General features: G+C 71.9%; 10 protein-coding genes. 2 read left to right on the top strand and 8 right to left on the bottom strand.

What is annotated here, in order from left to right:
• Nucleotides 1-55: 55 nt before the first annotated feature.
• From ACEZDG_RS03235 to ACEZDG_RS03205, 7 genes are all read right to left on the bottom strand, one after another.
• Nucleotides 56-244 (bottom strand): daptide-type RiPP, encoded by a 189-nt coding sequence (locus tag ACEZDG_RS03235; RefSeq protein ID WP_380501983.1) that lies wholly within the window; start codon nucleotides 242-244, stop codon nucleotides 56-58.
• A gap of 82 nt (nucleotides 245-326) precedes the next feature.
• Nucleotides 327-488: a daptide-type RiPP gene (locus ACEZDG_RS03230; RefSeq protein WP_380501981.1), complete on the bottom strand. Its 162-nt coding sequence runs from the start codon at nucleotides 486-488 to the stop codon at nucleotides 327-329.
• A gap of 107 nt (nucleotides 489-595) precedes the next feature.
• A complete protein-coding gene (mpaC, locus tag ACEZDG_RS03225; RefSeq protein WP_380501979.1) occupies nucleotides 596-1,954 on the bottom strand; it encodes a daptide-type RiPP biosynthesis dehydogenase in 1,359 nt (452 codons plus the stop codon).
• Nucleotides 1,951-3,291, bottom strand: coding sequence for a daptide-type RiPP biosynthesis aminotransferase (gene mpaD / locus ACEZDG_RS03220; RefSeq protein ID WP_380501977.1), 1,341 nt, complete (start codon nucleotides 3,289-3,291; stop codon nucleotides 1,951-1,953). Before mpaD ends, mpaC begins: the two co-directional genes overlap by 4 nt.
• Nucleotides 3,288-4,142, bottom strand: a complete 855-nt coding sequence (gene mpaM / locus ACEZDG_RS03215; RefSeq protein WP_380501975.1) for a daptide-type RiPP biosynthesis methyltransferase — start codon at nucleotides 4,140-4,142, stop codon at nucleotides 3,288-3,290. The genes mpaD and mpaM overlap by 4 nt, the downstream gene beginning before the upstream one ends.
• A 5-nt stretch (nucleotides 4,143-4,147) precedes the next feature.
• Complete coding sequence (gene mpaB, locus ACEZDG_RS03210; RefSeq protein ID WP_380501974.1) at nucleotides 4,148-5,221, bottom strand: daptide biosynthesis RiPP recognition protein; 1,074 nt, start codon at nucleotides 5,219-5,221, stop codon at nucleotides 4,148-4,150.
• A gap of 77 nt (nucleotides 5,222-5,298) precedes the next feature.
• The gene (locus ACEZDG_RS03205; protein ID WP_380501972.1) at nucleotides 5,299-6,261 is read right to left on the bottom strand and encodes an LLM class flavin-dependent oxidoreductase; all 963 of its coding nucleotides are present in this window, start codon (nucleotides 6,259-6,261) and stop codon (nucleotides 5,299-5,301) included.
• Nucleotides 6,262-6,827: 566 nt separating this feature from the next.
• On the opposite strand from ACEZDG_RS03205, the gene ACEZDG_RS03200 reads away from it, so the two are divergent.
• Nucleotides 6,828-7,814, top strand: a complete 987-nt coding sequence (locus ACEZDG_RS03200; protein ID WP_380501970.1) for a helix-turn-helix domain-containing protein — start codon at nucleotides 6,828-6,830, stop codon at nucleotides 7,812-7,814.
• 91 nt (nucleotides 7,815-7,905) lie between these two features.
• On the opposite strand, the gene ACEZDG_RS03195 is transcribed toward ACEZDG_RS03200, so the two are convergent.
• The gene (locus ACEZDG_RS03195) at nucleotides 7,906-10,125 is read right to left on the bottom strand and encodes an NADP-dependent isocitrate dehydrogenase (protein ID WP_380501968.1); all 2,220 of its coding nucleotides are present in this window, start codon (nucleotides 10,123-10,125) and stop codon (nucleotides 7,906-7,908) included.
• Nucleotides 10,126-10,245: 120 nt separating this feature from the next.
• Between ACEZDG_RS03195 and recQ the strand changes: the two genes are divergently transcribed.
• Entirely contained in the window at nucleotides 10,246-12,138 is a 1,893-nt protein-coding gene (gene recQ / locus ACEZDG_RS03190; RefSeq protein ID WP_380501966.1) for a DNA helicase RecQ, read from the top strand.
• Nucleotides 12,139-12,173: the final 35 nt, after the last annotated feature.

Genomic DNA, 12,173 nt, shown 5'->3' with positions numbered 1-12,173 from the left:
CCGCTTCGTTGGATCTGATCAGTGCAGACCGAGACCGGTCGGGATCAGGTTCGGATCAGGTGAGGACGCTGATCGCGGAGTACAGGGCGGCACTGGCGACGGCCACCCCCACGATGCCGACGCCGATGGCGACACCGGTCCAGAAACCGGGGGCCTCCATGGCCTCCAGCTCCTGCATGCCGAGCTCCAGCGACTGGTCGTCGAAGACGCTCACCGTGTCCAGCAGGTCCAGGGTTTGCTGCATGTCGTGCTCCTTCCAGGTATGTGCAGACGGGTAGTTGAACGGGTTGAGCGGGTTGAGCGGTCGAGCGGGTGGGGCGGGCGGATCAGGTGACGATGATCGCCGAGACGGCGAAGCTGGCGTACGCGGCGCTGACGCTCACGACGATGCCGACGCCGACGCCGACCGCGGTCCAGAAAGCGGGAGCCTCCATGGCCTCCAGCTCCTGCATGCCCAGCTCGAGAGCCGTTCCGAATTCGTCCTGCATGTTGTGCCTCCTCTCCTACCTGCGGGGTGTGGTGGGTGTTTCTCTTCTCCGCCTCCGCGACGGCGGTGCCGCGCGGAGCCGGAAACCTTGGGGGGCGGACGCGGCCGTCAGGCCGTGGTCCAGGACGCTGTGGTGAGCGTTGGCGCGGACGCCGGCCCGGGCTGGGCCGTGGGTACGGCCGCCGGCGTCGGCACCGGCGGGGGGAGGGCGGCGGCCAGGAGCCGCCTGACGTCCTCCGCCGCCAGGCCGCCGAGCATCGGCAGACCGCTGCCCCAGGCGCGGACGACGCGCAGCGCGGTCTCGTCGATCAGCTCGGGGTCGGCCCCGGCCTCCCGGCCGATCCGCCAGCGGTCGATCAGGGCGGCGATGCCGGGCCCGGGATCGGCCGGCAGCGCGGCCAGTTCGGCCGGACCGGCGGCGCGCAGCCGGGACCAGATCCGGGCCAGCCTGGGCGCCGAGCCGAGCCTCGGCTCACCCGCCGTCACCGCTGTCCACAGCGCCGGCAGCAGCGTGGCGACCGCCGGTATCTTCCGGATGCCGAGCACCGTGGACAGCTCGTTGGCGATCAGCCAGCCCTTGACCGAGTACGGGTCCCGGCCCCGGTGCAGCCAGCCCGCGTGGGTGAGCCCGCTGAGCCGGGCCACGTCCACCCGGACCTCGGCCGGGACGGCGACGCCGGACCGGTCGGCCTGGCCGGCCTGGCAGCCCAGCACCGCCAGCCGCTGCGCGATCACCTCCACCAGCGCGTCCTCGGTGGGCAGTTCGCTGTGGTCGCCGATGTAGGGGCTGACCACCCGGAACAGCGCCTCCAGCACCCCTTCGGCCACCAGGGCGCTCGGCAATGAGGCCGTTGCCAGCGGATCGACCACCGAGGACTCGGGGGTGAGTACGGACCCCAGGACCAGCCGCTTGCCCCAGGTGTGGGCCAGGCAGGCGACGGCGCTGGCCTCGGTGCCGGTGCCCAGGGTGGTGGGCACCGCGACCAGGGGCATCGGCCGCACCGCGTCGGAGGGCAGCACCACCAGGCCGCTGCGCTGGGTCACGGCCAGCCGGCCGGCGACCGCCGGGTGGGCGTCCAGCAGCGTGGCCAGTTTGGCCTGGTCGATCACGGTGCCGCCGCCCACGGCGACCACCAGGTCGGCGTCACCCACCTGCCGGGCCATGTCCTGCACCCCCGGCAGGTCGCCGGGCCGGGACCAGACCAGCACGTCCGCGTCGCGGCGGGAGGCGGGCACGGCCGCGCGGATCCGGGCCGCGAACTCCGTCCCGGCCACCCCCGGGTCGAGCAGCACCACCGTCCGGCCCCCGGTGCGGAGGGCCAGCCGGGCGAGCAGGCCCGGGTAGTCGTGCGGCAGGACGGCGGTACGGCGGTCCACGACCGTCCGACGTCCCTCCGCGGTGCCGGCCGGGACGGCGGGGGCGGCGGAACCGGCGGTGCCGGTCGGCCGGGCCGGGTTCGCGGTCATGAGCCGGTTCCCAGCAGTTGCGGGACGGTGCTGGACCGCGGCGCTTCCGCCGCCCACCCGGGGTAGGCCGTCTCCGCGAAGGCGGCGAGGCCGGTCAGGACGCAGTCCAGCAGTTCGGTCAGTTCGGCGGGGGAGTAGGTGAGGGCGGGGATCAGCTGGATGCCGTTGACCCCCGGGTGCACGATCGCCCCGGCCGCCCTGATCCTGCTGACCAGTGCGGACACCTCCGACTGCGGCAGCGGTGTTCCCTCCGGTGTGCGGATCCGCAGGGAGCGGAAGCAGCCGGCCCCGGTGCTGCCGCTGACCAGGGGATGGTCCTGCGCCAGCCGTGCCAGCGCGGTGTCCAGCAGCGCCGAGAGGCGTCGGCCCAGGGCCAGGGCGTCCAGCCGCTGCATCTCGGCGATGGTGGCCACGATGGCCGCGCAGGTGGCGGGGGTTCCGGCCTGGGTCTCGCCGTGCATCAGCACCGCGCCGGTCTGGGTGAAGGTGTCCGCGACCCGGTGCGAGGCGACCACCGCGGCAGCGGCGGCGGTGCCGTTGGTGAGGCCCTTGGAGGCCACCAGCAGGTCGGGGTGGGCGGGCCACTCCTGCGAGGCGAAGAAGGGTCCGGTGCGGCCGAACCCGGTGGCGACCTCGTCGGCCACCAGCAGGAAGCCGTACTGCTCGCGCAGTCGCAGCAGGGTGTCGATGTACTCGGCGGTGAGCGGCACTGCGCCGCTGCCGATCACCGGTTCGACCACCACCGCTGCCACGCGGTCTCCTTGACGCTCCATCAGAGTGCTGATGTCGGCCGGGTCGTTGACTCCGACATGGCGGACGAGTCGCTGGTCCACCCCGTAGAGCTGTTGGCCCAGCGGCTCGCCGGTCAGGCCGAAACTGCCGTAGGTCAGGCCGTGGTAGCTGTCCCGCAGGCCGACCACGAGGTTGCGGCGCGGTTCGCCGCGCAGCGCGTGGTAGTGCCGGGCGAGCTTCATCACCAGGTCGTTGGCCGCGCCGCCGGAGGTGGAGAACAGCACCCTGGCGTAGTGGTCCGCTCCGCAGACCCGGACCAACTCGGCTGCGGCGAGCCGGGCGTAGCGGTTCTCGTAGCGGAACACACCGAGGTAGGAGGCCGCGAGCAGGGCCTCGGCGGTGGCGGCGGCGATCGCGGGGTTGCCGTAGCCGAGGTTGGTGTTCCACAACCCGCTGCTGCCGCAGAGCAGTTCGCGGCCGTCGGCGAAGCGGACCCGGACGCCGTGCGCCGACACCGCGCACAGCGAGTCGTCGCCCTGGGATTCGGGGGGCAGCAGCGAGGGCCACAGCGGGCCCGGACGGCGTCCGGCGTCGTGGGCGTTCACGGTGCGACCCCTGTCTCCAGCAGCACGTCGCGGTGGCGCACGCCGGCATCGGGCAGGGCGTGCCGGACCGGGACGGTGAAGCCGGCCGCGACCAGCTCCTCGGTCAGCAGGTCGGGTGACAGCACGCCGATCTCGGTGGTGCAGACGTCCACCGGTCCCGAGTCGGGCAGCGGCTCGGGGAGGACCACGACGGTGCGGGTCTGCGCCCCCGGGCTCCACTGCTCGAACATCCGGTAGCCGCGGCCGGACGCCGCGGTGTAGTGGAGCGCGACCTCGGTGGCGTCGGCTGCTCCGGCCGTATCGGCGGCCGTATCGGCGGCGTCCACGGTGGACAGCAGGAACCGGCCGCCCGGGGCGAGATGGGCGCGGACCGCCCGGTAGAGGCCGACCCGTCCGGCTGCGTCGAGCAGCGAGACGGAGGTGGTGCCGAGGACGACCGCGCCGAAGCGCCGGTCCAGCGCGAAGGCGCTCATGTCGCCCTGCAGCAGGACGCAGCGCTGCCGCAGGGCGGGCGGCGCGGCCTCCAGCCGCTCCCGCAGCACGGCCAGCATGCTGGCGGACAGTTCCAGCGCGGTGACCTCGCGGCCCAGGGACAGCATCGGCATGGTCAACCGGCCAGTACCGGCCGCGAGTTCGAGCACCGGACCGGTCAGGGTCCGGAGTCGGCCCAGCAGTTCGCGCACTTCGTGGGTGTCACGGCCGGCCAGGTCGTGGTAGACGGTGGAACCGACCTCGTCGTAGAGGTCCCTGAAGCGGACCCGGCTGCCGAGCGCGGCGACGGCTTCCCCCGCGTGGCCGGTCAGCACGGGTGCGGTGGCTGAGTGGGCGACAGGTTCGGTGGCGGTGGTCATCGGGGTCACACCCCCGCGCCGACGGACTCGGCCCGGTGCAGCTCGACGCCGACCGCGCGCAGCGATGCCCTGGCCCGTTCCAGCAGGCCCCGGTCGGCGAAGCGCTCCGGGTCCTCGGCGGAGCCGCAGCCGAGCAGGGCTTCGACGGCGGGGGCGAGCGCGAGGTCCAGCTGGAACGTCCGGCTGCGGTCCACGGTGTGGACGAAGGCGGCCTGGTCCGTCCACAGCAGCAGCGGCGCGGCGGCCGAGGGGACGTCGGCGGCGAGGCCGAGCTCGGCCAGTTCCGGCAGCAGCCGGGCGCCGAACCCGGACACCCGGGGCTCGGACAGGCCGCGGGCCCGCAGGTCGCGGATGGAGTCCAGTGCGGCCAGATAGCGCCCCAGCCAGGGCCTGGCGGCGAGTGCGTCCGCGCGGGCCGGCTGGTCCAGGACGCTGCCGAGGCAGACCGGGCAGCCATGCTCGCCCGGGTCGGTACGGAGCTGGGTCCAGGCGTGCTGCAGCTGCTCGGGTGAGGCGCCGAGTGTGCCGAGCGGGCGGCCGTGCGGGGAGGTGGAGACGGTGCCCGAGGCGGCGATGTGCAGTCGCCACTGCGGTCCGTCGGCCGAGGGCCCGCTGCCGAGGGCGCACACGTCGGCGAGCTGGATCACCGGATGGGTGAGGAAGTCCGAGAAGACTCCCGCCTCGCGGGCCTGGTCGGCGTCGTCCAGGTAGTACTGGAAGTCGGTCTCGTCGGCGATCCGCACCAGGGTCGGGCCGACCACGGACATATAGGGGCTGACGCCGTAGGTCTGGCTCTGCAGGAAGAAGCTGCTGCCGACCGAGAACTCACCCCCGGCGTCGCTGAGCGAGCCCTCGTAGTGGACCACGGTCGGGCCACCGACGGTGTACACACCCCCATCGCCCCCGTCCGCCGAGGTGGGGACGAAGACGACCGACTCCGGACCGGCCAGTCCCGAGGCGACGGCAGCGGTGAGATGGTCCGCCCGTTCCAGTACCAGCGTCGCGGTGGTGCCGTCCGCCGGGGGTGTGGGCAGCAGCCCGGCCTTTCCGGTCCCCCAGGACATGAGATGCCTTTTCACGTTCCCTCACTTCTCGCTGTCGTCAGGTCAGGTCAGGTCGGGCCAGGTCGGGCCAGGTCGGGCCAGGTCAGGCCGGGTCAGAGGAGTGCGGCCAGGATCTTCTTGAGCTGTTCCATCGCCACCTGCGGCCCGCAGGCGGCGAACACACCCGTCAGATTGAGCACCACCTCGTCCGCGCCCGCTGCTGCGAACTCCGCCAACTGCTCGACCAGGCTCGGCAGTTCACCGCTGACGAAGGCGCCTCCGGCGACCAGTGCCTTGGCGTCGGCGGCCGGGTCGGACCCGGTGGTGTTGATGCCCGCCCGGCGGAGCATGTCCCGGTAGTGGGCCCCCTGCAGATGCGCCCCGCTGCCGGCCAGGGCGAACTCGGCCGGGTCGCGGTCGGGCACGGCCAGGGCGACCGGGACGACCGCCGTCAGCGTGGGAGCGGCCTTGCGTCCGGCCCGTTCGGCGCCCTCGCGCAGAGCAGGGACCACGGTGTCCCGCAGATAGGTCGCGGGGGCCAGCCAGGTGATCGCCGTGTCGGCCAACTCACCGGCCAGCCGCGCCATTCCGGGGCGCAGCACGCCCAGTCCCACCTCGACCCGCGCGCCCGGTGAGGGCGGCAGGGCGGCGTGGCAGTGGTAGTAGCTGCCCTCCGTTGCGACGGGCCGCCCGGTCAGCAGTCCGCGTACGGTGCCGAGGTACTCCCGGGCCGCCGTCAGCGGGCTGGCGTAGGGGGCGCCCAGCAGGTCGCGCTGGAAGGTGGGGGCACCGGGGCCGAAGCCCGCCAGGACCGGCTGACCTGTCGTCAGCGACAGCGAGCGGGCCTGCAGCGCGGCGGTGTAGGGGTGGTGCAGCGGCATCAGGGAGACCCCGATCCCGGTCGGCACCCGGAAGCCGACGCCAGCCGCGTGGGCGAAGCCCTGGTACGGGTCCACCAGGAGCGACTGCCCCTGCCAGAGCCGGTGGGCGTGTGTCCACTGCACCAGGGCCGCGTACGGCAGCACCTGCTCCGGCCGCCGTGGTACGAAAGGGATGAGGACCGAGTACGTGGTCATCTGTCGCTCCAGCGTCGAGTGGGGGACGGATCAGGCAGCGCGTCAGGACCAGTCGAAGACCAGCGAACGGAATTCGGGTGAGACCGGGCCCCCGGTGCTGTGCGCGGAAATGCTGGCTGCGAATACCTGGGTCATTTCTCCCCCTACTGCTTTTGGGTTCTCTGCCGCTTCCTTCGCCTTCCTTGCAAAAGAGATCCTGGCAAGGGTCGGCCCCGTGTTCGACGGTTGGGGGCTGCAACTTCCTGCTGTCGGGAGTGCGACTGGCTGCAGGCAGTCGCACTCCGGCGCCCCTGGCGGCTCCCCGACGCCCCCGGGCAGGAGCGGGGCCCGGTCCGCGGGGGAGTCGGGCTGTTCGCACCGATATCCCCCATGGCCTGCGCCGATGTCCGGACGGTCGGGATGAGGAGACCCGGTATAGGACTTGTGCGGTATCCGGGTAGGTATGAGCACGGGCAGATCCCTGACAGACGGCCGCAAGTGCGAGAAGATGCGGCGCGAGTTGTCGTGGTCCGTGTTGCTATCAACGCATGGGGGCACAGTTGTCGGGAATCCTCGGTTCGCTCGGTATGTCGGAGACCGAAGAAAGCGTCTATCGCTGTCTCCTGCGCTCCTACGAGAATTCGGTCCAGGGGATAGCCGAAACGCTCGGCATACCGGTGGACGAGGCGGAGCGCAGCGTCGCCCGGCTCAGCGCGATGGACGCGATAGAGCCGGTGGCCCTCTCCGACGACCGGAGGTACCGGGCGGTGTCGCCCGCGCTGGCGGTGCAGCGCCTGGTGGAGGGGCATCTGCGGGACCAGCGGGCGCGCCTGGAGAGACTTGTCCGGGAGGACCGGATCGTGGAGGCGCTGGTCAATGAGCGCCGCTCGGTCGGCTCCCCGCTGCTGCCCACGTACCAGGCCGTCGAACGGGTCGAGGGCATCGCCAACGTCCGGGCCGTGATCGACGAGTTGACGTTCTTCGCGCGCCACGAGGGGATGACCACCCAGCCGCACGGCGCGCTCAGCGCGGACGGGATCAGGGCGGCCCGGGTGATCGACACCCGGGTGCTCCGACGCGGGGTCCGGATGCGGACGATCATGGCGGGGGCGGCACTTGACGATCCCCCGACGGTCGCCTACCTGCGGGAACTGACCGCGATGGGGGCCGAGATCCGGATCTCCAAGCGGCCGTTCGAGCGCATGCTGATCGTCGACCGGCTCACCGCGCTGAGCCCGATCAACCCCGACAACTCCGCGCTGGGCGCCCTGGTGATCCGGGAGCCGGGCCTGGTGTCGAACCTGGTGGCGTTATTCGAGCGGACCTGGCTGGACGGTGTCGACATCGAGGAGGCGATCGGTCCGGTGGAGCCCGACCCGGACGGCGCCCTGACCGAGATCGAGCGCCGGATCCTGGTGATGATGGGCCAGGTCGACAAGGACGACCAGGGGGCCAGGGAACTGGGCATCTCGATCCGCACCTACCGCAAGCACATCGCCGACCTGATGCTGCGGCTGGGCGCCGCCAACCGCTTCCAGGCCGGAATCCAGGCCCGGGACCGGGGCTGGCTCTGACCGGAGCCGGTCGACCCCGGGCACGGGAAAGGCCCTCCGAACCCGGAGGGCCTTTCCACCGCCTTTGCTTAACAGGCGAGTTGACCCGCCGTCAGCCGAGGCTGGCGATGGCCTCGTTGAAGGTGGTCGACGGGCGCATGACGGCCTCGGCCTTGGCCGCGTCCGGGTGGTAGTAGCCGCCGATGTCGGTCGGCGAGCCCTGGACCGCGATCAGCTCGGCGACGATGGTCTGCTCCTGCTCCGACAGCGTCTTGGCGAGGGCCGCGAAGGCCCCGGCCAGCTGGGCGTCGTCGGTCTGCGCGGCCAGCTCCTGGGCCCAGTAGAGGGCCAGGTAGAAGTGGCTGCCGCGGTTGTCGATGCCGCCCAGCTTGCGGCTCGGCGACTTGTCCTCCTCCAGGAAGGTGCCGGTGGCCCGGTCGAGGGTGTCGGCGAGGACCTGGGCCCGGGCGTTGCCGGTGCCGGTGGCCAGGAACTCGAAGCTGGCGGCCAGCGCGAAGAACTCGCCCAGGCTGTCCCAGCGCAGGTAGTCCTCCTTGACCAGCTGCTGCACATGCTTGGGCGCGGAGCCGCCGGCCCCGGTCTCGAACAGGCCGCCGCCGGCGATCAGCGGGACGATCGAGAGCATCTTGGCGCTGGTGCCCAGCTCCAGGATCGGGAACAGGTCGGTCAGGTAGTCGCGCAGCACATTGCCGGTGACCGAGATGGTGTCCTCGCCGCGGCGGATGCGCTCCAGCGTGAACGCGGTCGCCTCCTCCGGGGTCTTGATCTCGATCTGCAGCCCGTCCGTGTCGTGCTCGGGCAGGTACGCCTTGACCTTGGCGATCAGGTTGGCGTCGTGCGCGCGGCTCTCGTCCAGCCAGAACACGGTGGGGCTGCCGGTGGCGCGGGCGCGGGTGACCGCGAGCTTCACCCAGTCGCGGATCGGCACGTCCTTGGTCTGGCACATCCGGAACACGTCGCCGGCGGCGACCGGCTGCTCCAGCACGGTGTCGCCGGCGGTGTTGACCACGCGGACCGTGCCGTCGGCTGGGATCTCGAAGGTCTTGTCGTGGCTGCCGTACTCCTCGGCGGCCTGGGCCATCAGGCCGACGTTGGGCACCGAGCCCATGGTCGCCGGGTCGAAGGCGCCGTGGGCGCGGCAGTCGTCGATGACGACCTGGTAGACCCCGGCGTAGCTGCTGTCCGGGATGACGGCGAGGGTGTCGCCCTCCTTGCCGTCCGGGCCCCACATGTGGCCGGAGGTGCGGATCATGGCCGGCATGGACGCGTCGACGATGACGTCGCTCGGCACGTGCAGGTTGGTGATGCCGCGGTCGGAGTCGACCATGGCCAGGGCCGGGCCGTCGGCCAGCTCGGCGTCGAAGGAGGCCTTGATCGCTGCTCCGTCGGGCAGCGCGTCCAGGCCCTTGAGGATGCCGCCGAGCCCGTCGTTGGGGCTCAGGCCGGCCGCCGCGAGCACCGCGCCGTACTGGGCGAAGGTCTTCGGGAAGAAGGCCCGCACCACATGGCCGAAGATGATCGGGTCGGAGACCTTCATCATGGTGGCCTTGAGGTGCACCGAGAACAGCACGCCCTCGGTCTTGGCCCGGACCACCTGGGCCGCGAAGAAGGACTCCAGCGCCGCCACCCGCATCACCGACGCGTCGACGACCTCGCCGGCCAGCACCGGCACCGAGGCGCGCAGCACCGTGGTGCTGCCGTCGGCGGCCACCAGTTCGATCCGCAGCGAGTCGTCGGCGGCCAGGACCGCGGACTTCTCGGTGGAGCGGAAGTCATCGGCGGTCATGTGCGCGACATTGGTCTTGGAGTCGGCGGTCCAGGCGCCCATCCGGTGCGGGTGCGCCTTGGCGTAGTTCTTGACCGAGGCGGGCGCGCGGCGGTCGGAGTTGCCCTCGCGCAGCACCGGGTTCACGGCGCTGCCCTTGACCTTGTCGTAGCGGGCGCGGACGTCCCGGTCCTCGTCGGTCTTCGGGTCGTCGGGGTAGTCCGGCAGGGCGTAGCCCTGCTGCTGCAGCTCCGCGACCGCGGCCTTGAGCTGGGGGATGGAGGCCGATACGTTCGGCAGCTTGATGATGTTGGCGCTGGGGGTCTTGGCCAGGGCGCCCAGCTCGGCGAGGGCGTCCTCGATCCGCTGTCCCTCGTCGAGACGCTCCGGGAAGCTCGCGATGATGCGCCCGGCCAGGGAGATGTCACGCGTCTCCACCCTGACGCCCGCCGTCGAGGCGTACGCCTGGACCACAGGCAGGAACGAATACGTCGCCAGGGCCGGGGCCTCGTCAGTGTGCGTATAGATGATGGTCGAGTCAGTCACCAGTACTCCGCTTCACGTCGAAAACGTCTCGATATCAAGATATCTCGTGTCCGCCCCTCCTCGACACCCACCCCGGCCGACACGTCGTGTCGTGTCCGACCCGGCCCGTACAATCGGCGGATGAGCGTTCCTGGCCTCACATCCACCGCACCGGTCTCCGAAGGCGGTGAGGCGGCCGAGGTGCTGCACCGGGTCTTCGGCTACGACGCCTTCCGCGGCAGCCAGCAGGAGGTCGTCGACCATGTGATCGGCGGCGGCGACGCGCTGGTCCTGATGCCGACCGGCGGCGGCAAGTCGCTGTGCTACCAGATCCCCGCCCTGGTCAGACCCGGTGTCGGCGTGGTGGTCTCGCCGCTGATCGCGCTGATGCAGGACCAGGTCGACGCGCTGCGGGCGCTCGGCGTCCGGGCCGGCTTCCTCAACTCCTCGCAGAGCCTGGACGAACGGCGGCTGGTGGAGGCCGAGTTCCTCGCGGGCGAGCTGGACCTGCTCTACCTGGCCCCCGAGCGGCTCCGGGTGGAGGCCACCGTCCGGCTGCTGCAGCGCGGCAAGATCTCACTGTTCGCGATCGACGAGGCACACTGCGTGGCGCAGTGGGGGCACGACTTCCGCCCCGACTACCTGGCCCTGTCCGCGCTGCGCGAGTACTGGCCGGAGGTGCCGCGGATCGCGCTGACCGCGACCGCCACCGCGGCCACCCACGCCGAGATCAGCTCCCGGCTCGGCCTGGAGGGCGCACGCCACTTCGTGGCCAGCTTCGACCGGCCCAACATCCAGTACCGGATCGCGCCCAAGGACGAGCCGCGCAAGCAACTGCTGCAGCTGCTCCGCACCGAGCACCCGGGCGAGGCCGGGATCGTCTACTGCCTGTCCCGGGCCTCGGTGGACAAGATCGCCGCCTACCTGGTCGACCACGGGGTGGAGGCGCTGCCGTACCACGCCGGGCTGGACCAGCGGGTCCGGGCCGAGAACCAGTCCCGGTTCCTCCGCGAGGACGGCCTGGTGATGGTCGCCACCATCGCCTTCGGCATGGGCATCGACAAGCCCGACGTGCGGTTCGTCGCCCACCTGGACCTGCCCAAGTCGGTCGAGGGCTACTACCAGGAGACCGGCCGGGCCGGCCGGGACGGGCTGCCCTCCACCGCCTGGCTGGCCTACGGCTTCCAGGACGTGGTCCAGCAGCGCAAGATGATCGAGACCTCGGAGGGTGACCAGGCGCACCGCCGCCGGCTCGCCGCGCACGTGGACGCGATGCTGGCGCTGTGCGAGACCGTCGAGTGCCGCCGGGTCCAACTGCTGGCCTACTTCGGGCAGAAGAGCGACCCCTGCGGCAACTGCGACACCTGCCTCACCCCGCCGCAGTCCTGGGACGGCACGGTCGCCGCGCAGAAGTTCCTGTCCACGGTGGTGCGGCTGCAGCGCGAGCGCGGCCAGAAGTTCGGCGCCACCCAGATCACCGACATCCTGATGGGCCGCAAGACCGCCAAGGTGATCCAGTTCGACCATGACGCGCTGAGCGTCTTCGGCGTGGGCGCGGATCTGACCGAGGCCGAATGGCGTTCAGTGGCACGGCAGTTGCTCGCACAGCGGCTGATCGCGGTCGAGGGCGAGTACGGGACGCTGGTGCTCACCGAGGACAGCGGCGAGGTCCTCGGCGGACGGCGCGAGGTGGCGCTGCGGCGGGATCCCGAGAAGGCGGTCCGGGCCGCGAAGGCCGCCAAGGCGGGCGGCGGCACCGGCCGCAAGGCCGCGGCCGTCGACCTGCCCGCGGAGCTGCTGCCGGTCTTCGAGCGGCTGCGCGGGTGGCGTGCCGCCACTGCCAAGGAGCAGGGCGTGCCCGCGTACGTCGTCTTCCACGACGCGACCCTGCGCGAGATCGCCGGCACCGCCCCGACCACCCTGGCCCAACTGGCCACGGTCAACGGCGTCGGCGAGAACAAGCTGGCCACCTACGGCCAGCAGATCCTGGATCTGCTGGCCTCCCCGTCGGAGGACGCCGAGCCAGAGGGCTGATCTGCCCTCAGGCGGTTCAAGGTCAGGTATTCGGA

This window comes from Streptacidiphilus alkalitolerans (assembly GCF_042511045.1).
Lineage (GTDB): Bacteria > Actinomycetota > Actinomycetes > Streptomycetales > Streptomycetaceae > Streptacidiphilus > Streptacidiphilus alkalitolerans.
This window is presented reverse-complemented; position numbering and strand designations above follow the sequence as displayed.